Source organism: Pseudomonas sp. Os17 (assembly GCF_001547895.1).
GTDB lineage: Bacteria > Pseudomonadota > Gammaproteobacteria > Pseudomonadales > Pseudomonadaceae > Aquipseudomonas.
The window spans coordinates 2,008,499-2,026,404 of sequence record NZ_AP014627.1 but is presented as its reverse complement, the minus strand read 5'-3'; the positions used below and the strand labels follow the sequence as shown (position 1 = coordinate 2,026,404).

General features: G+C 61.5%; 20 protein-coding genes and 1 tRNA gene. 6 read left to right on the top strand and 15 right to left on the bottom strand.

All coding sequences use genetic code 11. The annotated features are described in order from the left end of the window. Nucleotides 1-33: 33 nt before the first annotated feature. Nucleotides 34-762 carry an aspartate/glutamate racemase family protein gene (locus POS17_RS09205; protein ID WP_060838273.1) on the top strand — a complete coding sequence of 243 codons (729 nt, stop codon included), beginning with the start codon at nucleotides 34-36 and terminating at the stop codon, nucleotides 760-762. A 37-nt stretch (nucleotides 763-799) separates the two neighbouring features. On the opposite strand, the gene POS17_RS09200 is transcribed toward POS17_RS09205, so the two are convergent. After that, nucleotides 800-1,723, bottom strand: a complete 924-nt coding sequence (locus POS17_RS09200; protein WP_060838272.1) for a LysR family transcriptional regulator — start codon at nucleotides 1,721-1,723, stop codon at nucleotides 800-802. A gap of 125 nt (nucleotides 1,724-1,848) precedes the next feature. On the opposite strand from POS17_RS09200, the gene POS17_RS09195 reads away from it, so the two are divergent. Next, nucleotides 1,849-2,595, top strand: a complete 747-nt coding sequence (locus POS17_RS09195; protein ID WP_060838271.1) for a 3-oxoacyl-ACP reductase family protein — start codon at nucleotides 1,849-1,851, stop codon at nucleotides 2,593-2,595. 124 nt (nucleotides 2,596-2,719) lie between these two features. On the opposite strand, the gene POS17_RS09190 is transcribed toward POS17_RS09195, so the two are convergent. The 6 genes from POS17_RS09190 to POS17_RS09170 form a co-directional block, all read right to left on the bottom strand. Further along, the gene (locus tag POS17_RS09190; RefSeq protein ID WP_047302870.1) at nucleotides 2,720-3,415 is read right to left on the bottom strand and encodes an HAD-IA family hydrolase; all 696 of its coding nucleotides are present in this window, start codon (nucleotides 3,413-3,415) and stop codon (nucleotides 2,720-2,722) included. A 153-nt stretch (nucleotides 3,416-3,568) separates the two neighbouring features. Then, nucleotides 3,569-3,730, bottom strand: a complete 162-nt coding sequence (locus tag POS17_RS32140) for a hypothetical protein (RefSeq protein ID WP_164990755.1) — start codon at nucleotides 3,728-3,730, stop codon at nucleotides 3,569-3,571. Nucleotides 3,731-3,838: 108 nt separating this feature from the next. After that, nucleotides 3,839-4,204 carry a glycine zipper domain-containing protein gene (locus POS17_RS09185; protein ID WP_047302868.1) on the bottom strand — a complete coding sequence of 122 codons (366 nt, stop codon included), beginning with the start codon at nucleotides 4,202-4,204 and terminating at the stop codon, nucleotides 3,839-3,841. Nucleotides 4,205-4,601: 397 nt separating this feature from the next. Beyond that, nucleotides 4,602-5,066, bottom strand: coding sequence for a hypothetical protein (locus tag POS17_RS09180; protein WP_375136249.1), 465 nt, complete (start codon nucleotides 5,064-5,066; stop codon nucleotides 4,602-4,604). A gap of 446 nt (nucleotides 5,067-5,512) precedes the next feature. Further along, nucleotides 5,513-5,704: a hypothetical protein gene (locus POS17_RS09175; RefSeq protein ID WP_016964335.1), complete on the bottom strand. Its 192-nt coding sequence runs from the start codon at nucleotides 5,702-5,704 to the stop codon at nucleotides 5,513-5,515. Between the two features lie 357 nt (nucleotides 5,705-6,061). Continuing rightward, nucleotides 6,062-6,151 (bottom strand) — tRNA-Ser (locus tag POS17_RS09170). 318 nt (nucleotides 6,152-6,469) lie between these two features. Between POS17_RS09170 and POS17_RS09165 the strand changes: the two genes are divergently transcribed. The 3 genes from POS17_RS09165 (at nucleotide 6,470) to POS17_RS09155 (ending at nucleotide 9,220) form a co-directional block, all read left to right on the top strand. Beyond that, nucleotides 6,470-7,159, top strand: coding sequence for a crotonase/enoyl-CoA hydratase family protein (locus POS17_RS09165; RefSeq protein ID WP_060838269.1), 690 nt, complete (start codon nucleotides 6,470-6,472; stop codon nucleotides 7,157-7,159). A gap of 213 nt (nucleotides 7,160-7,372) precedes the next feature. Then, a complete protein-coding gene (locus tag POS17_RS09160) occupies nucleotides 7,373-8,095 on the top strand; it encodes a lysophospholipid acyltransferase family protein (protein ID WP_060838268.1) in 723 nt (240 codons plus the stop codon). A gap of 153 nt (nucleotides 8,096-8,248) precedes the next feature. Then, nucleotides 8,249-9,220 carry a magnesium and cobalt transport protein CorA gene (locus POS17_RS09155; protein ID WP_060838267.1) on the top strand — a complete coding sequence of 324 codons (972 nt, stop codon included), beginning with the start codon at nucleotides 8,249-8,251 and terminating at the stop codon, nucleotides 9,218-9,220. A 40-nt stretch (nucleotides 9,221-9,260) separates the two neighbouring features. On the opposite strand, the gene POS17_RS09150 is transcribed toward POS17_RS09155, so the two are convergent. From POS17_RS09150 to POS17_RS09140, 3 genes are all read right to left on the bottom strand, one after another. Then, nucleotides 9,261-9,983: an amidotransferase gene (locus POS17_RS09150; RefSeq protein WP_060838266.1), complete on the bottom strand. Its 723-nt coding sequence runs from the start codon at nucleotides 9,981-9,983 to the stop codon at nucleotides 9,261-9,263. Between the two features lie 105 nt (nucleotides 9,984-10,088). Next, nucleotides 10,089-12,233 carry a 3-hydroxyacyl-CoA dehydrogenase NAD-binding domain-containing protein gene (locus tag POS17_RS09145; protein ID WP_060838265.1) on the bottom strand — a complete coding sequence of 715 codons (2,145 nt, stop codon included), beginning with the start codon at nucleotides 12,231-12,233 and terminating at the stop codon, nucleotides 10,089-10,091. A gap of 25 nt (nucleotides 12,234-12,258) precedes the next feature. Further along, a complete protein-coding gene (locus POS17_RS09140; protein ID WP_060838264.1) occupies nucleotides 12,259-13,464 on the bottom strand; it encodes an acetyl-CoA C-acetyltransferase in 1,206 nt (401 codons plus the stop codon). Between the two features lie 783 nt (nucleotides 13,465-14,247). Between POS17_RS09140 and POS17_RS09135 the strand changes: the two genes are divergently transcribed. After that, entirely contained in the window at nucleotides 14,248-15,054 is an 807-nt protein-coding gene (locus tag POS17_RS09135) for a c-type cytochrome (protein ID WP_060838263.1), read from the top strand. 300 nt (nucleotides 15,055-15,354) lie between these two features. On the opposite strand, the gene POS17_RS09130 is transcribed toward POS17_RS09135, so the two are convergent. From POS17_RS09130 to POS17_RS09115, 5 genes are all read right to left on the bottom strand, one after another. Continuing rightward, the gene (locus tag POS17_RS09130; protein ID WP_060838262.1) at nucleotides 15,355-15,696 is read right to left on the bottom strand and encodes a ribonuclease E inhibitor RraB; all 342 of its coding nucleotides are present in this window, start codon (nucleotides 15,694-15,696) and stop codon (nucleotides 15,355-15,357) included. Nucleotides 15,697-15,909: 213 nt separating this feature from the next. Next, nucleotides 15,910-16,143 carry a hypothetical protein gene (locus tag POS17_RS09125; protein ID WP_016964988.1) on the bottom strand — a complete coding sequence of 78 codons (234 nt, stop codon included), beginning with the start codon at nucleotides 16,141-16,143 and terminating at the stop codon, nucleotides 15,910-15,912. Nucleotides 16,144-16,286: 143 nt separating this feature from the next. Continuing rightward, entirely contained in the window at nucleotides 16,287-16,895 is a 609-nt protein-coding gene (locus POS17_RS09120) for an START domain-containing protein (protein WP_060838261.1), read from the bottom strand. A gap of 43 nt (nucleotides 16,896-16,938) precedes the next feature. Continuing rightward, on the bottom strand, nucleotides 16,939-17,193 hold the full coding sequence (locus tag POS17_RS30775) for a YkgJ family cysteine cluster protein (RefSeq protein ID WP_082729197.1): 255 nt from the start codon (nucleotides 17,191-17,193) through the stop codon (nucleotides 16,939-16,941). A 168-nt stretch (nucleotides 17,194-17,361) separates the two neighbouring features. Continuing rightward, entirely contained in the window at nucleotides 17,362-17,862 is a 501-nt protein-coding gene (locus tag POS17_RS09115) for a hypothetical protein (RefSeq protein ID WP_060838260.1), read from the bottom strand. Between the last annotated feature and the right edge of the window lie 44 nt (nucleotides 17,863-17,906).

The window sequence follows — 17,906 nt, the reverse complement described above, 5'->3', positions numbered from 1 at the left end:
GGCCTTGAACTGCCCAACCAGTAAGGAACCCCCATGCGCATTCTCGTGGTCAACGTCAACACCACCGACTCCATCACCCAGGCCATCGCCCGCCAGGCGCAAAGCGTGGCGGCGCCGGGAACGGAAATCGTCGGTTTGACCCCCTACTTCGGCGCCGAATCGGTGGAAGGCAACTTCGAAAGCTACCTGGCGGCCATCGCCGTGATGGATCGGGTGCTGGCCTACGACCAGCCCTATGACGCAGTGATCCAGGCCGGTTACGGCGAGCACGGCCGCGAGGGCCTGCAGGAGTTGCTGAATGTGCCGGTGGTGGACATCACCGACGCCGCTGCCAGCACCGCGATGTTCCTCGGCCATGCCTACTCGGTGGTGACCACCCTGGATCGCACCGTGCCGCTGATCGAGGACCGGCTCAAGCTGTCCGGCCTCTACGAGCGCTGCGCCTCGGTGCGGGCCAGCGGCCTGGCGGTGCTGGAGCTGGAGGAAGACCCGCTGCGGGCGGTGGAAGCCATCGTGCGCCAGGCCGAACTGGCGGTGACCCAGGACAAGGCCGAAGTGATCTGCCTGGGCTGTGGCGGCATGGCCGGGCTGGATGAACAGATCCGCCAGCGCACCGGGGTGCCGGTGGTGGATGGGGTCACGGCGGCGGTGACCGTCGCCGAGTCCCTGGTGCGCCTGGGACTGTCCACCTCGAAGGTGCGGACCTACGCGACGCCCCGGCCGAAAAAGGTGGTTGGCTGGCCGCTGCGTTTGGGGCGCTGAGTTAGCCAGCGCCCGGGGTTGCCAGCCAGGCTGGCGCTTACAGGGCGCTGAAGGTTTGCGCCAGGCCCTGTTCGGCGAATTGCTCGATGACGAAGTCGACAAAAGCCCGGGTCTTGCCCGGGAGCATCTTGTGCTCGGCGTAGTAGATCGAGGTGTAGCCATCATCGACGTACCAATCCGGCAAGACACGTTGCAGCGCGCCGGAACGCAGGTAGTTGACGGCAAACGGCATGCTCACCAGGGCCAACCCCAGGTCCTGGGCGGCCGCCACGCAGGCGGCTTCGGAATCGCTCATGGTCATGCTGGCCTTGAGCTCCAACGGGCGCACGCCACCGCCGCGCCCGCTGAGTTGCCAGGGACGGATGCGGCCGGTCTGCGGAGAACGGATCAGGATCCCCCGGCAATGCTGCAGGTCCTGCGGATCGTGGATCGGCGCGCGCCCTGCGAGGTAGGCCGGGCTGGCCACCAGCACCCGATGGGCCGGGGAAAGGCGCCGGGCGACCACCCCTTGCGGCAACTCGAAACCGCCACCGATGGCGGCATCGAAGCCCTGGCCGATCAGGTCCACCTGGCGATTGTCGAAATGCCAGTCCGGCTGGATATCCGGGTAACGCTGCAGGAAGCTGGCGAGCATCGGCACGATGTAAAAACAGCCAAATACCGTTCCCATGCTGACCCTGAGCGTGCCTGCCGGGCGCCCCTGGACGGTGGACAGGCTGCTCACGGCGTTCTGGATGGTCTGCAGGCTGTCGCTGACTTCCGCCAGGAACAAGCGCCCGGCCTCGGTCAGGGTCAAACGCCGGGTACTGCGCTGGAATAGACGTACACCCACCCGCGCCTCCAGCTTGGCTACGCTTTTTCCCACCGCGGCAGGGGTCAATCCCAGGCGTCGCGCCGCCTCGGCAAAGCTGCCGACTTCAGCGCTGCGGACAAAACATTCGATACTGCCGAAAGCTTCCATCACCGGTCATTCCATACTTTTGGTTTACACAGAGTATAGGAATTACCCGCTACACAGCGGCCAATCGACAATCGATACTCGACGCCAAGCACAAGGCACCCGGCCTTGAACCTCTGGAGAAGCACATGAGCAAGCACAACCTCAGCGGCAAAGTGGCCTTGATCCAAGGCGGTTCCCGCGGTATCGGCGCCGCCATCGTCGAGCGCCTGGCCGCCGAAGGCGCCAGCGTCGCCTTTACCTATGTCAGCTCGGCGAGCAAGGCCCAGGCCCTGCAGGACAGCATCCTCGCCAAGGGCGGCAAGGCGTTGGCGATCCAGGCCGACAGCGCCGACGCCGAAGCCATTCGGGAAGCCGTGCAACGTACCGTCCAGGCCTTCGGCGGCCTCGACATCCTGGTCAACAATGCCGGGGTACTGGCAATGGCCCCGCTGGACGAGTTCAAGCTGGAAGACTTTGACCAGACCCTGGCCATCAACATCCGCAGCGTGTTCATCGCCACCCAGGAGGCTGCGCGGCACATGGGCGAAGGCGGACGCATCATCAATATCGGCAGCACCAACGCCGAGCGCATGCCCTTCGCCGGTGGCGGCCCCTACGCCATGAGCAAGGCCGCGCTGGTGGGCCTGACCAAAGGCCTGGCGCGGGACCTGGGACCACGGGGCATCACCATCAACAACGTCCAGCCCGGCCCGGTGGACACCGACATGAACCCGGCCGACGGCGCCTTTGCCGAAAGCCTGCTGGATCTCATGGCCGTGCGCCGCTACGGCCGTGCCGAAGAGATCGCCGGTTTCGTGGCCTACCTGGCCGGCCCAGAAGCGGCCTATATCACCGGTGCCAGCTTGAGCATCGACGGCGGCTTCAGCGCCTGAAAACCGCGAGCAGAAAAAAGCCGGGCCACCCATCTGAGGTGACCCGGCTCCCGAGCTTGCGGCTTGCGGCTGGAAACAGCCTGGCAGTGCCTTATTCCAACAGGCGAACGCCGCTCTCGCCCGTTCAGTCCCAGATCAGATGGGGCAAACCGCAGGTCGCAGGTTCGAAGCCCTTGAGCGAACGCAGAATCCTGTCGGCATGGGCAAACTTGGCATCGGCCATGGCCGGATCGGGGACCGCGATCACACTCATGCCCGCGGCCCGGGCAGCGGTCACGCCGAACGGCGAATCCTCGAAGACCAGGCACTCCTGCGGCGCCACGCCCAGGCGTCGGGCGGCGGTGAGGAAGATGTCCGGCGCCGGCTTGGCCGCCGTCACTTCCGGATCATCGGCGGTGACGATGGTGTCGAACAGAGCGAACCAATCGCCATGGCGGGTGGTTTTCTCACCAAAGGACATCTGTGACGAACTGGTGCCCACCGCAATGGGGATCCGGTGATCCTTCAAGTGGCGCACCAGTTGCTGGGCGCCCGGCATGGCTTCGGCGCGAGGAAAGCGCTCGCGCATCAACGGCTCGCGCATGACCAGGAACTCCTCGGCGCTGATGGGCAGGTCCAGGGCCTGCACCACGTAGCGCGCCAGATCAGCGGCCCCGCGACCGATGATGTTCTGCTTGATGGTCCAGTCGTAGGTGCGGCCATAACGCTCGGCGATCAACTGGGTGATCTCGGTGTAGATGCCCTCGGTGTCGAGCAGCAGGCCATCCATGTCGAAAATCACCGCCTTGATCGGCCCCAAATCATTCAACTGTGCATTCATCGCATCGGATCCGTTAGCAAAAGTACATTCCAGGGAGCGGCTCGGATACGGCCCGTGTTCTTGGCAACGCGTCAATTAAAGGGTTTGGCAGCATAGCGGCGGGGCTGGGTCAGGAGCAACCAAGGGGCATGGCCAGGGTTGAGCGGGACGGCATCAGGCATCGTCCGAGGATTCGTCCTCCTGCGCTTCAGGTGCCTCTTGCAACGGCACTTGCGCATCGTCCATCAAGGAGCCCGGATCTTCGTTGCCCGGGTCGTTGATCACCTGCGGTTCGACGGAGGGTGGCTGGGTAGTGCCTGGAGTCTCGCGGGGCATGATCGTCTCCTGGAATATCGGGGCTGACACTGTTGAGTATGGTGAAGCCAGAACCGACGCGCACAAAAAACCCGGCACAGGGCCGGGTTTCTTTGCAAACAACAACGATCAATGACGCTTCTTGTGGCCCATGCTGCTGCCCAGGGCTCCGCCCGCCGCGCCGCCGATACCGGCCCCCACGGTGGAACCGGTGCTGCCGCCCAGACGGTTGCCGATCAGCGACCCACCTGCCGAACCCAGGCCGCCGCCAATCGCCGCTTTGGCCCGGCTGCCCTTGCGCGCACCCGCTGCACTGCCGGCCGCCCCGGCCACACCCGCACCAATGGCTGCCCCGGTGCTGCCACCGAGCTGCTGGCCAACCACGTTGCCCAGCGCACCGCCGAGGCCGCCACCGATGGCTGCGGTGCCATCACCGGCCATGGCGCCTTGAGCCAGCAGAAGTCCCACAACCAGGGCAGGTAAAGTTGAACGCATGACTTGAACCTCAAAAAAAGACTGTGGATCCGACTTGTAAGACCAGCGCCGCGCCGCCCGAGATGCGGCGTCACGGCAACACCGGGTTGCTCTCCGGTGGCTTGGACAGCTGATTTTAAAAGAGTTTTATCACCGCGCAAAAAAAAGCCCGCTGGGGAACGGGCTAGGGGTATTGCGTTTAACGGATGGTTTGAGCGTACTCAGGCAGATGTGAAGATTCTGTGAAAAGACCCTACCGCTGGGAGCAACAGCGGCAGATCCTTCAACTCACAGATCCCGAGGCAACTTCAGCTCACCTGACTGAAGATGTTCAGGCCAGATCGGCAGCCCGCAGCCCCTTGGAAGACTGCTGCCGCACGATCCGGCCTCCACCCAGGACGCTCATGCGCAGCACGAATCAACGAATGCTGCGGATGTTGCCTTTATTGCCTTTGACCGTGACCGAGACTTTCTTGAAGACAAAGTAGTTTTCTTCGTTCACTTCATAACGCGGGGCAACGATCAGGTCGGCGCCCGACGACTTGACGGCCTTGTAGGCCGCAGCGGACTTGACCGAGCTGACCGGGTCCAGGCCCAGGCCACCCAAAGCACCGCCACCATCACCGCCGTAAGCCACACCGTCAGCGAACTGGCTATCGCCGCCAAACTGCAGGAAGCCAAACAGGATGTTCACCGACGATTGACCCGAGATCGCCTCGCCTACTGCCACGTCCGCCTTCAGGTCAGCCTTGACCTGACTGTCGATAGGCGCCGATGGCTGGCTGATGTTGTAGCTGGTGCAACCGGTGGCAGCGGCTACAAGCGTGGACAGGGCGAGGAGTTTGAAAATAGCTTTCACGTTTATTTCCTTATCGCTTTTCATATAGAGGCATCATCGCTGGATGCACAGCCCCGCTTTAATCGGGATAAGGAACATATCGTCAGTTATAGCCAATTGAGATAAGAAGATTCCCAAATCACAACAGAACCTTCTTTACTGATCTCTTCGCACTGGCGATAAACAATTAATACGGCTACTCAAAATCAATCAAAAATTTAATACACAAACTGGCCCACCCCTGCCGCATGCTCCTGACCCGCAACACCACTGAACCCCACCTACCAATGGCACTTGCCCACGACACCACAGCCCCCCGGAAAACGCCGCCTGACTCCGGGAAACAGCTTATCCGCCCTGCCCTGGGCAACCTCGCGCCCTGAACACACTTGCGCCCCCACCATTGAAACGCCGGGCCTTCCAACATCTGTCATCGATAACCTGCGGACAATAAAAAACCCCGCATCTGGCGGGGCTCTTATAACTGAACTTTACTTTCTCTTCGGCAATGCCTTGGGGAAAAACATCGTATTACTGGCTACCGGCAGCGGTGCAGTTTTTTTCCTGTTACTCACGCTGACTCGGGATTGATCTTCCACTTCAAATGCGGCCTGACCGCAACGCACCAAGTTGTTGATTGGGAACTCATCCCCGTTGTCTTCGATATAGGCAAGACTCCTCATCTCCCAGCTCCCTCCAACAACCGATCAGTACCGGCAAGCTCCTGATTGCCTGGAAAATACTGATCGCCACGGCAGATCAGACTAGACAGTCATTTACCGACCTGCCGTTCAAAATCGCCAGACACCGACGAGCGGCCAAGGCACACAGGAGGATAGCTGATCCAGGACAATCTTTCGCGCACAACCGGAGCGGCGGCAGAAGCTGTCGACAAGACTCACAACAATCATCAACGGCCACAGGGCCTGATCAAGCCCGCACGCACCAGCCACAACAGGCACCGAGCCCAGGGCCCAGGGCCAGAATGCAAAAAACCCCTGGCTTCTCGCGGAAACCAGGGGTTTTCTGTACATCGAATGTGGCGGTGAAGGAGAGATTCGAACTCTCGATACAGTTTCCTGTATACACACTTTCCAGGCGTGCTCCTTAAGCCACTCGGACACTTCACCGTATCTCGTCAAACCGATTCAGTCTGTCGAGGCGCGCTAATGTAGTCGATAGCTTTTCAGATGGCAAACTTTTTTTTCAGAATTTTCATGCGCTTAAGATCGATCCGTCGTTGCAGGGGGCTGGGAGCCAGCGGCAACAAGGCAAACCGGCCATTCTTCAGCCTTGTCTCTAGCTATATAGAAGAAAGCAGGCATGGCCGGCGGCGGCGTGCAGGCCAATGCCCGGCCTTGCACCTGACTCATCAGTCAGTCACGGCGCTTTACCAGTTCGGTCGTGGTGGGTAACTTCTGCTGCACTTCAATACAAGGAATTGCGTCATGAGTGAGTTGATTTCCTACCATCTCGAAGACGGTATCGCGACCCTGACCTTGAGCAATGGCAAGGTCAATGCCATCTCCCCGGACGTGATTGCCGCTTTCAACGCCGCGCTGGATCAGGCCACCGCCGATCGCGCCGTGGTGATCATCACCGGTCAGCCGGGCATTCTCTCCGGCGGTTATGACCTCAAGGTCATGACAGCCGGTCCCAAAGAAGCCGTGGCGCTGGTAACCCAAGGATCGACCCTGGCCCGCCGCCTGCTGTCCCACCCGTTCCCGGTGATCGTCGCTTGCCCGGGTCACGCGGTGGCCAAGGGTGCCTTCCTGCTGTTGTCGGCGGATTACCGTATCGGCGTCGACGGTCCCTTCAGCATCGGCCTGAATGAAGTGCAGATCGGCATGACCATGCACCATGCCGGCATCGAGCTGGCCCGCGATCGCCTGCGGCGTTCAGCCTTCCATCGTTCGGTGATCAATGGCGAGATGTTCGACCCGCAAGGCGCGGTGGATGCGGGCTTCCTCGACAAGGTGGTGAGCGCCGAGGAACTGCAAGGCACGGCACTGGCCGCCGCACGCCAGCTGAAGAAGATCAATATGCTGGCCCACAAGAACACCAAGCTGAAGGTGCGCAAGGCCCTGCTGGACACCCTCGACAACGCCATCATCCTCGACCAGGAACACATGGGCTGAATCGCCCGTGCTGAATGAATCGGCCCGACCTGTGTGTCGGGCTTTTTCTTGCCTGGCCGAGATGAACAGGCAAAGGCCTCTAGACCGCGGCTGGCACCAGCCTGCGGAAACATGTACTTAAACATCGCCCATCTCCCGGCTGAGAGCGGCAATTGCCGAAAACAGTGCACATCCGTACACTGCGCCACCTTTTGTCCCCGGTGGGCCGTTTAGATGCTGTATCTGTTTCGTATGTCGTTGATGGGCCTGCACTTTATCCTTGCCGGAAGCCTGGGCCTGCTGCTTGGACTGTGCCGCCCCTTCAACCCGGACAACAGTCGCCTGTGCGCCCGCCTCTACGCCTGGCCGGCCATGTGCATCCTGCGCCTGCGGGTCAAGGCCGAAGTCAGGCCGCTGATGGACAAGCCTGAGAGCTGCGTGATCATCGCCAACCACCAGTCCAATTACGATTTGTTCGTGTTCGGCAACGTGGTGCCGCGACGTACGGTGTGCATCGGCAAGAAGAGCCTGAAATGGGTGCCGCTGTTCGGGCAACTGTTCTGGCTGGCGGGCAATGTCCTGATCGATCGCGGCAACCCGCACAAGGCGCGGCGCTCCATGCTCACCACCACCCATACGCTGCAACACAAGGACACCTCGATCTGGGTCTTCCCCGAAGGCACCCGCAACCTCGGCGAGGACCTGCTGCCGTTCAAGAAGGGCGCGTTCCAGATGGCCATCGCCGCCGGCGTGCCGATCGTGCCGGTGTGCGTCAGCAGCTACATCAAGCACATGCGCCTGAACCGCTGGAACAGCGGCAAGATCCTGATCCGCTCGCTGCCGGCGATTCCCACCGCCGGGCTAACCATGGACGACATGCCGCGGCTGATCGCTCAGTGTCGTGAGCAGATGCGCGAATGCATCGCCCACATGGATCGCCAGCTGCAAGCCGCCTGAACCGCGAGCCCTCCCCCGATGCCAGCAAGCCCGCCCCGTGCGGGCTTTAATTTGTCTGCGAACTCCAGCTCCGGCAGTGACTCTGATGCTGCATTGCAGGCTAAGCTGCTGATTTGTAACCGCCCCATTGATAAGAAGAAGTGAAGCAGAGCCATGGGTAGAGTTGTTGCTGCCGCCGTGTACAGCGGCGGAAAGAAAGTCACCGATATCAGCCTTGACGAAGGGGCTGCCTGGGCCGCGAAACCCGGCCACTTCGTGTGGATCGGCCTGGAGGAACCCAATGCCCACGAACTGGCCAATCTGCAACGCCAGTTCAACCTGCATGAACTGGCCATCGAAGACGCTCTGGAGAAGCACAGCCGCCCCAAGCTGGAAACCTTTGGCGACGCCTTGTTCATCGTCACGTATTCGCCGGTGCGCACCGAGGGCAAGCTGGAGTTCATCGAAACCCACATCTTTGCCGGCAACGGCTACATCATCACCGCCCGCAACGGCCACTCGGCCTCCTATGGCTATGTACGCCAGCGTTGCGAGGCGCGCCCACTGCTGCTGGAGCACGGCGAGGACTTCGTCCTTTATGCGCTGCTGGATTTCGTCACCGAGAACTACCAGCCGGTCAGTGAGGCCATCCACGGCGAGATCGACGAACTGGAACGCAACGTCCTGTGCAACTCGCTGAACGAACGGGATATCCAGAACCTCCACGGCCTGCGCCGCGACGTGCTGCGCCTGCGCCGCTATGTCGCGCCGATGGTGGAGATCAGCGAGGAGCTGCAGAAACTCAGCTTTCCGTTCATCGACAAGAACATGCGGCCGTATTTCCGTGACGTGCAGATTCACGTCACCCGGCAGATGGAGGACTTGTCGACCCTGCGCGACATTGCCAGCCAGACCATCGAGATTGGTGTGCTGCTGGAGGCTTCACGGCAAAGCATCGTGCAGCGCAAGTTCGCCGCCTGGGCGGCGATCCTGGCGTTTCCCACCGCGGTGGCGGGGATCTACGGGATGAACTTCCAGAACATGCCGGAACTGAGCTGGCACTACGGCTACTTTGGTGTTTTGGGTTTTATCAGTGTCGGCTGTATCAGCCTGTGGGCCAGCTTCAAGCGTTCCGGCTGGCTCTAGGGGACTGGGCCCCGGGCGCGGACGCCAGGGCCCTGCCAGGTCATGCGGCTTCGGGCTTGTGGGCGACGAAACGCATCATCCATTCCGCAACGGTGGTGCCGTGGTGCTCGTGCTCGAGACTGGCCAGGCCCTTCTGGTAGATCTTCTCGCCGAGAAACTCCTGGCGCAGGTCCAGCAGCGCCCGGGAGTAGTCGTGGATGAACTCGGGGTGCCCCTGGAAACACAGCACCTGGTCATTGATGTGATAGGCGGCATAGGGGCAGAAATCGCTGGAGGCGATCACTGTGGCGTTTTCCGGTAGCGCGGTGACCTGATCCTGGTGGCTGATCAACAGTGTCAGTTCCTCCACCACCGGGCTCATCCACGGCGCCTTGGCGGAAAGCTTGTAGCTATGGGTGCCAACGCCCCAGCCCTGAGTCGCCCGCTCGCTCTTGCCCCCCAGCAACAACGCCAGCAACTGATGGCCAAAGCAGATGCCCAGCAGCTTGTCACCGCGCTCGTAGCGGCCCAGCAGGTAGGTCTTGAGGGTTTGAATCCAGGGGTCGGTGCCGAAGGAGTCGGCCTTACTGCCGGTCACCAGATAAGCGTCGAACTCCAGCTCGTCGCTGGGGTATTCGCCCTGGACCACGTTGTAGACGCTGAACTGGGCGGCAATGGGTTGCTGGGAAAACAGGCGCTGGAACATCTGCCCGTAACCCTGATATTGATCGACCAGTTCGGGACGCAGGATATCGGTTTCAAGAATGCAGATGCGTAGCGACATAAAAAATTCCTGACAAGGTGATGGCAATAATGAACAGCCCAGAGCCTGCCTTGAAATACCACGGCAAGGCAAGCCCCGGGGCCACTCATCGAGCGCCCGTCAACCTCAGAACAACTGCCCCTGGCGAGCCTTCTCCAGGAGCAGGGTCGGCGGGGCGAATCGTTCACCGTATTGCTGCGCCAGGTACTGCGCACGAGCGACGAAATCCTTCACCCCGTACTGGTTGATGAACTGCAGGGCGCCGCCACTCCAGGCAGCGAAACCGATGCCGAAGATCGAGCCGATATTGGCGTCCGCCGTGGACTGCAGCACCCCCTCCTCCAGGCAACGCACGGTTTCGATGGCCTGGATGAACAGCAGGCGGTCGCGCACGTCCTGGGGCGAGATCTGTCCATCGGCGCGATAGAAGCGCGTGTGCAACTCGGGCCACAAGTGCTTCTGGCCACCGGCCGGGTAATCGTAGAAACCGCCGCCGGCGGCCTTGCCCGCACGCTTGTGGTCGTTGAGCAACTGGTCGATCACGGCAAACGCCGGATGCTTGATAGGCGGCTTGCCTTCAGCCTGCAGGTCCTTGGTGGTCTGCTGACGGATGTGGCTCATCAGGCTCAGGGACACTTCATCGGAAATCGCCAGCGGCCCGACCGGCATCCCGGCCTTGCGCGCCTCGGTTTCGATCATCGGCGCCGAAATGCCTTCGCCGAGCATGGCAATCCCTTCATTGGTGAAGGTGCCGAACACCCGGGAGGTGAAGAATCCGCGGCTGTCGTTGACCACGATCGGGGTCTTGTTGATCTGCAGCACGAAGTCGAACCCACGGGCCAGGGTCGCCTCGCTGGTCTGTGCGCCCTTGATGATCTCCACCAAGGGCATCTTTTCCACCGGGCTGAAGAAATGCAGGCCGATGAACTTGTCCGGATTCGGCACCGCCGTGGCCAGTCCGGTGATGGGCAGGGTCGAAGTGTTGGAGGCAATCACCGCTTCTGCGCCGACCACCTGCTGCGCAGCCCGGGACACCTTGCCCTTGAGCTCGCGATCCTCGAACACCGCCTCGATGATCAGGTCGCAACCGGCCAGGTCGGCGTCCTCGGCGGTGGTACGGATTCGCGCCAGGGTCGCGTCACGCTGCTCGCGGCTCAATTGCCCACGCGCCAGCTTTTTCTCCAGCAGCGCCGCCGAGTGGGCCTTGCCCTTCTCTGCCGCCTCGACGCTGATGTCCTTGAGCACCACCTCGATACCCGCCACCGCGCTGACGTAGGCAATCCCCGCCCCCATCATCCCGGCCCCCAGCACCCCGAGCTTTTTCGTGGTCTGCGGCGCGATACCTTGAGGGCGCGAGCCACCGGCATTGATTTCATTGAGCTGGAACCAGAAGGTGCCAATCATGTTCTTCGCCACCTGGCCGGTGGCCAGCTCGGTGAAGTAGCGAGTCTCAATCAGGTGCGCGGTGGCGAAATCCACCTGGGCGCCTTCGACGGCGGCGCACAGGATCTTCTCCGGCGCGGGGAAACAGCCCTGGGTCTTGGCTCGCAGGATCGACGGGGCAATGGCCAGCATCTGCGCCACTTTCGGGTTGGCTGGCGTGCCGCCGGGGATCTGATAACCGCGCACGTCCCAGGGCTGCTGGGGCGCCGGGTTGGCGAGGATCCAGGCCCGAGCCTTGGCCAGCAGCTCATCGCGATCCGTCGCCAGGGCGTCGATCAGGCCAGCTTGCAGCGCCTGCTGCGGGCGCACTTTCTTGCCTTCCAGCAGATACGGCAGCGCCTTTTCCAGGCCCAGCATGCGCACCATGCGCACCACCCCACCGCCACCGGGCAACAGGCCCAGGGTGACTTCCGGCAGGCCGATCTGTACCGATTTATCGTCCAGGGCCACCCGGTGATGGCAGGCCAGGCAGATTTCCCAGCCGCCACCCAGGGCAGCGCCATTGATTGCAGCGACCACCGGTTTGCCTAGGGTTTCCAGAGCGCGCAACTGGCCCTTGAGGGCCAGCACCCGGTCATGAAAAGCCTTGGCTTGCGGCCTGTCGACCTTGATCAGCTCATTGAGGTCGCCGCCGGCAAAGAAGGTCTTTTTCGCCGAGGTGATGATCACCCCGGCAATCGATTGCTGCTCGGCCTGCAGGCGCGCCACGACGCCGGCCATGGCGTCGCGGTACACCGCGTTCATGGTGTTGGCGCTCTGGCCCGGCATATCGATGGTCAGGACGACGATCTGGTCCTGGCCCTTTTCGTAACGGATGGCATCGGTCATGAAGTTGATTCCTTGAAGTCGGGGCTCAGAGGCGTTCGATGATGGTGGCGATACCCATGCCGCCGCCGACACAGAGGGTCGCCAGGCCGTAGCGCTGGCGCCGGCTTTCCAGCTCATCGAGCAAGGTGCCGAGGATCGCGCAGCCGGTGGCGCCCAGCGGATGCCCCAGGGCGATGGCGCCCCCGTTGACGTTGACCCGGGCCGGATCGATGGCCATGTCCTTGATGAACTTGAGCACCACCGAGGCAAAGGCTTCGTTGACCTCGAACAGATCGATGTCCTCGACCCGCAACCCGGCCTTGGCCAGGGCCTTGCGGGTGGCCGGCGCCGGGCCGGTGAGCATGATGGTGGGGTCGGTGCTGGTCACCGCCGTGGCCACGATCCGCGCCCGGGGCTTGAGCCCCAGCTCCCGGCCCTTGGCCTCTGAACCGATGAGCATCAGCGCCGAACCGTCGACGATGCCCGAACTGTTGCCCGGGGTGTGCACGTGGTTGATGCGCTCGACATGGCTGTAGACCCGCAGCGCGGTGGCGTCGAAGCCCATCTGCCCCATCATTTCGAAACTCGGCTTGAGGCTGCCCAGGCCTTCCAGGGTCGAGTCGGCGCGGATGAACTCGTCATGCTCCAGCAAGACGATGCCGTTCTGGTCCTGCACCGGCACCAGGGACTTGGCGAAGGCGCCGCTGGCCCGGGCCCGGGCCGCCTTCTGCTGGGATTGCAGGGCGAAGCGGTCGACCTCCTCGCGGGAGAAGCCCTCCAGGGTCGCGATCAGGTCCGCGCCAATGCCCTGGGGGGTGAAATGGCTGTGCATATTGGTTTCCGGATCCAGCACCCAGGCCCCGCCATCGCTGCCCATGGGCACCCGGGACATGGACTCCACGCCACCGACCACCACCAGCTCCTCGAACCCCGAGCGCACCTTCATCGCACCGAGATTGACCGCTTCCAGCCCCGAGGCGCAAAAGCGATTGATCTGCACGCCGGCCACGCTCACATCCCAATCCGCAGCCTGAACGGCGGTCTTGGCGATATCGGCCCCTTGATCGCCGATGGGCGTCACACAGCCCAGGACCACGTCGTCCACCTGGCTGGTGTCCAGCTCGCAACGCTGTTGCAGAGCCCGCAGCAAGCCGGCCACCAGGTTCACCGGTTTCACGCTGTGCAAGGCGCCATCGGCCTTGCCTTTGCCACGGGGCGTGCGTAACGCATCGAATATCAAAGCTTGGGTCATGACGTCCTCGAACCGCTGTGCAGGGGAAAATGTCGAGCCCTCACCTTAGGCGCGACAGCCGTGGATTCAATGACCGATGCGCTCAGCCGCCTTGACGGTGACGCTCAGACGAACGGTAGGCAGCTAAGCGATCGCCCGATGAAGGGTCGCGAGCTGTCTAGCCAAAGGGCGACCACCCGGTGTGTCAGTGGATTTATAGCGTTTTCAGGGATTGCAGCTATAACTTCATACGAATTGGATCTAAGCCAGAGGATACAAGGCCCCTAAGGTAGAAGCTGTAGGAAGTCCCGGACGGATTCTGCATCGGGACAGGTCAAAAAAGGGACACATAACCGGCCCACAATCACATTCAGGACCGGCATGCATTGATGCTCAGGAATAACAACAAAAGGCATTCAGCCATGTTCAAACATTCGAAAGTACGTCAGGCGGGGCTCATCCTCTTCGCAACCACATTGCTGTTGATCTTGCCGAACCTCACCAAAGTGATCGGCTGATACGGGGTTGCTCGACCAACCGACCAGCACCTTGCCCCCCGGTTCTCGCCGGGGGCTGGCTGTCGCGTGTCCATCTTGCTGAGCAACCGCAAGCAGGAGGCTTCATGTCGCCACCGCCCCGTCCACGCAGGAAGGCCAAGACCCGCTAGCCAAGCGCGACTATTTCGGTATCGTGAACCACGCTGACCACAAAGAACGCCGGGATGCCTGGTCGACCCTGTGTCGCAACCGCAAGACCTGCAGCCCGATGACGCCTACCCACTGACGAAGATCCGACGGCCATCCATTGAAAGCTCTCCTCCTTTGCGCTGCCCTCCTGACGAGCAGCCCGCTATACGCCGCCCAACTGCTGATCGACCTGGGCTCCGGCAGCCGCACCTGGCAGACCGAAGAACTGCTCAAGCACCCCGCCGCGCGGACCATCCAGATCAAGGACGACGTGTCCTACCACCGCGACATGCAGTACCGGGCCGTGCCCATAGCGGCCCTGCTCCAGGGGCTCAAGGCCGATGACCACCTGCAGGCCGTGGCCCTGGACGGCTTCGCCGCCGAACTGAGTGCCGCGCCTCTGCTCGACACCCAGGGCTCCCAGGCCTGGCTGGCCATTGAAGACCCAAGCCAACCCTGGCCTGCCCTGGCCGCGGACAAGCCCGGCGCCGGGCCTTTCTACCTGGTGTGGACGAACCCGCAAGCCGGGCATGTCAGCCCCGAGCAATGGCCATTCCAGGTGGCGCGCATCCAGCGCCTGGCGCCGGTGGCAGAGCGCTTTCCGGCCCTGGCTCCGGATCCGAAGCTGGCCAGCAATGATCCGGTCAACCAGGGTTTCATCCTGTTCCAGAAGAACTGCCTGGCCTGCCACCGCCTCAATGCCGCCGGTGACTCGCAGTTCGGGCCGGACTTGAACATTCCCTACAACCCTACCGAGTATTTCAATGGCGACTTTCTCAAGCGCTACATCCGCGATCCGCAGAGCCTGAGGCGCTGGCCACAGGCCAAGATGCCCGGGTTCGACAGCACTGTGTTGCCGGATCAAGAGCTGGAGTTGTTGCTGGGCTATCTGCGACATATGGCGGGGCGCAAGCAGCTGCCTTGAGCTGATGCGGGTGTTATCTATCGCCTGGATAGCCAGAGTTGATTTCACGGTCCGGCCAGGCAGGCGGACAATCGCGTCCATCGAGCAAAGACTTCATCACGCCTGATGAAGTCGCTGCTGCAACCTTGATGACGCCGATGACAACCGGGTCCGGGCTCTCCCGACCGGTTCCCTCTCCTGACCGGTCTTCCCTTTTAGCCACCCTCCCGGGTGGCTTTTTTTTACCTTTGAGCCCCCTGAAAACGCAATTGGCCGACCCGAGGGCCAGCCAATTGTCCATCTTGATGCAATGGCTCCGGGTTAAACCAGGCGCCCGCGAATCTCCTGCTTCACCCCCCATCCGTCAATGATGCCGCCCAGAGGCTCGACCACGGCCTCGAAGTCCTGTTCAAAATCCCCGATGCCGCCATAGGTGGCGTACATCACCTTGCTCAGTTCCAGATACCAGGCGCCGTCATCACGCACGCTGACCTGGGCGTTCAAGGATTCACCGCGAAACTGTCCTGCCGCCCTGCGCGCCCGCTCCTCATCCGGGAAAATGGCGTAGAACTCGATGGGATGGAATCGTGAAAAATCAAAACCGCCTTCTTTCATGCGGCGCAGCACACTGCTGCTGAGGTCTTCTTGAACGGCTGTGCTCATGAAACGTCCTCCTCAAACCGATGGATAGACTTTCCGTGCTTCCCGACTCGCCGGCCAAAGCAACCGGCATCACGACCCGGGGCGGGTCGTCAGGAAACAAGCATGGAGCTGACAAGATCAGAGCTAGGCGAAGAATTTGCTGATCTCGTTTGCAGATTAGCGCCAACGCCTGGGCGCCGCCAGAAATAGCTGCGCAAGCGATCTCTGTCGTATCTAGATCGGCGTGATGCTGAGAATCTGAATGCTGTTCTGCTCTTTCAGGCTTTTGAGAGTGGGGGCTTCGATACGTCCGTCCAGATCATTCAGATCCAGTTCGGCACTGACCGGCAGCAGCTTGGCCCTAACCAACTGCGCGGCCCGTTCCAGCGTCGGCTCCTGTTCGCAATCGAAGTCTTCGACGGACTGCACACCATGATCGTCCACGAAAGTGACTTGCCACTTTTGCATCAGCGCCTCCTCGATAGCCCTGTCAGTGGGCCTACAACATCTCGACCTTGAGCCAGAGGCAAACGTTCCACGGCACGGGCGGGCCAGCCAACAAAAAGGCCGCCCGGAGGCGGCCTTGATCGAACCCTTGGACCGTCAGCCGATCATGGCTTTTCGGCACGGGCCTTGAGCGCCTTCAGAGTGTTGAAGGGCGCATCCACCACGAACTTGTTGGCCAGCCAGGACGGCACGCTGCCACCGGGCTCGGTGTGCACCTGATAGGTCACTTCGACCTGATCGGCACCTTTGGGCACGAACTTCCAGTAACCCTCGACCTGGGATACACGCACGAAACCTTTCTCTTCCGGGATGTAGGTCGGCACGCCTTCCAGCTTGCGGGTCAGACTGCCGTCCGCGGCTTCGCTGGTCGTGATGTGCAGCACCGAGTCACGCGCAGTGACCGGCCAAGGCGTGTTGAACTGGGTGTAGGTCCAGGTTTGATCGCCTTCGTGCTTGAGCAGTTTCTGGGTCTTGCACTCGTGGATCCAGGCGCAGGCACCCACCACGTCTTCCTGCAATGCACGAAGCTTGGCGATGGAGGTCTTCATGGTGGTGACGCCACGGTAGGCCTTGTATTTGGAACCGGCCACTTCACTCAAGGAGATCTTGATGCCGTCTTCATCCTTCGCCGTCTGCCAGTCTTCGGCGTGGGCTGTTGCCGATAACAGCACGGTGAAGCCACAGAGCACAGCCATTCGATACAGCGAACCCATTGTCTTATTCCTTATTGTTGAAGTTCCGTTCATTGAGAACACTCTAAGCCGCTGTCACTTGTTCCCACCATCCGAGCAAGCGGATGGCATCTTCCCGGCTTTCGCCGCAAACCTCGGGATCTGCCTGAAACGCGCCGCACACCGCTGGCCGCTCCGGCCTACCGAACAAGCCACACAGGTGTTCGACAGACAGGTGCAGGCAACGTTCTCCCGCCGGCTTGCCATTGGGCATTCCGGGGATCGGTGAGCTGATGGAAGGGGCAATGCAGCAGGCGCCACAACCTTCACGGCATTTCATGACGAAAGCTCCTCGCGACAAGCATAGTGTTGAATGACGCCGCACAAGAGTAACCGCTAAAACAGCCGTTTAAAATTACTCAAAGAACGGATTTGACGCACAACCGTGCGTGACTGATCAGTCTCCGACAAAGCGTCGCTGCAGCCAGTCACAAACAGGTTGAAGAATTTACTGCTTGAATTCGAAATCCAGGGCCGCGCCTTCGATTTCACGACGCTCCTCATTGCGCAACTGCAACTGCATTTCGTTGCTCAGCAAGCGACCGTTGAGTTGGAACGGACTGCTTTCCTTGGGTTTCTCGCCAAACATCTGCGGCAGCAACGGTTCGCGCTTGGGCAATGGCACACTGCCGACAGGTTGCAGATGCTTGACCATTTCCGGCGGCAGGCTGAGGTCCAGCTTGGGGCTCTTCAGCGGCGTCTTGATGTCTTGATAGGCCCACTTGGATTTGGGCTTGGCTGCAGCCTTCTTGCTTGCCGGCTTGCTCTTGCCAGTGCTGGCCTGGGCCTTGGCCTTGCTCGCCGAGGCCTGCTTGGCGGTAGCAGGCTTGCTCGGATGGGCGCTGCTGGCGGCCGGTTTATCGGCGGCCGAGGCTGCCTGGACAGGCGTGACAGCGACAACTCCCAACAGACAGGCTGATAACCAGATGGCAGGAAAAAAGGCATTCATAAAGGCAGGTAGATCGACAAAAGGTGCCCTATGCTCGCTTGTTG

What these genes read in the sequence shown, in the direction of transcription:
- POS17_RS09205 (WP_060838273.1), top strand. Translation starts at nt 34, where the DNA reads ATGCGCATTCTCGTGGTCAACGTCAACACCACCGACTCCATCACCCAG.
- POS17_RS09200 (WP_060838272.1), bottom strand. Translation starts at nt 1,723, where the DNA reads ATGGAAGCTTTCGGCAGTATCGAATGTTTTGTCCGCAGCGCTGAAGTC.
- POS17_RS09195 (WP_060838271.1), top strand. Translation starts at nt 1,849, where the DNA reads ATGAGCAAGCACAACCTCAGCGGCAAAGTGGCCTTGATCCAAGGCGGT.
- POS17_RS09190 (WP_047302870.1), bottom strand. Translation starts at nt 3,415, where the DNA reads ATGAATGCACAGTTGAATGATTTGGGGCCGATCAAGGCGGTGATTTTC.
- POS17_RS32140 (WP_164990755.1), bottom strand. Translation starts at nt 3,730, where the DNA reads ATGCCCCGCGAGACTCCAGGCACTACCCAGCCACCCTCCGTCGAACCG.
- POS17_RS09185 (WP_047302868.1), bottom strand. Translation starts at nt 4,204, where the DNA reads ATGCGTTCAACTTTACCTGCCCTGGTTGTGGGACTTCTGCTGGCTCAA.
- POS17_RS09180 (WP_375136249.1), bottom strand. Translation starts at nt 5,066, where the DNA reads ATGAAAAGCGATAAGGAAATAAACGTGAAAGCTATTTTCAAACTCCTC.
- POS17_RS09175 (WP_016964335.1), bottom strand. Translation starts at nt 5,704, where the DNA reads ATGAGGAGTCTTGCCTATATCGAAGACAACGGGGATGAGTTCCCAATC.
- POS17_RS09165 (WP_060838269.1), top strand. Translation starts at nt 6,470, where the DNA reads ATGAGTGAGTTGATTTCCTACCATCTCGAAGACGGTATCGCGACCCTG.
- POS17_RS09160 (WP_060838268.1), top strand. Translation starts at nt 7,373, where the DNA reads ATGCTGTATCTGTTTCGTATGTCGTTGATGGGCCTGCACTTTATCCTT.
- POS17_RS09155 (WP_060838267.1), top strand. Translation starts at nt 8,249, where the DNA reads ATGGGTAGAGTTGTTGCTGCCGCCGTGTACAGCGGCGGAAAGAAAGTC.
- POS17_RS09150 (WP_060838266.1), bottom strand. Translation starts at nt 9,983, where the DNA reads ATGTCGCTACGCATCTGCATTCTTGAAACCGATATCCTGCGTCCCGAA.
- POS17_RS09145 (WP_060838265.1), bottom strand. Translation starts at nt 12,233, where the DNA reads ATGACCGATGCCATCCGTTACGAAAAGGGCCAGGACCAGATCGTCGTC.
- POS17_RS09140 (WP_060838264.1), bottom strand. Translation starts at nt 13,464, where the DNA reads ATGACCCAAGCTTTGATATTCGATGCGTTACGCACGCCCCGTGGCAAA.
- POS17_RS09130 (WP_060838262.1), bottom strand. Translation starts at nt 15,696, where the DNA reads ATGAGCACAGCCGTTCAAGAAGACCTCAGCAGCAGTGTGCTGCGCCGC.
- POS17_RS09125 (WP_016964988.1), bottom strand. Translation starts at nt 16,143, where the DNA reads ATGCAAAAGTGGCAAGTCACTTTCGTGGACGATCATGGTGTGCAGTCC.
- POS17_RS09120 (WP_060838261.1), bottom strand. Translation starts at nt 16,895, where the DNA reads ATGGGTTCGCTGTATCGAATGGCTGTGCTCTGTGGCTTCACCGTGCTG.
- POS17_RS30775 (WP_082729197.1), bottom strand. Translation starts at nt 17,193, where the DNA reads ATGAAATGCCGTGAAGGTTGTGGCGCCTGCTGCATTGCCCCTTCCATC.
- POS17_RS09115 (WP_060838260.1), bottom strand. Translation starts at nt 17,862, where the DNA reads ATGAATGCCTTTTTTCCTGCCATCTGGTTATCAGCCTGTCTGTTGGGA.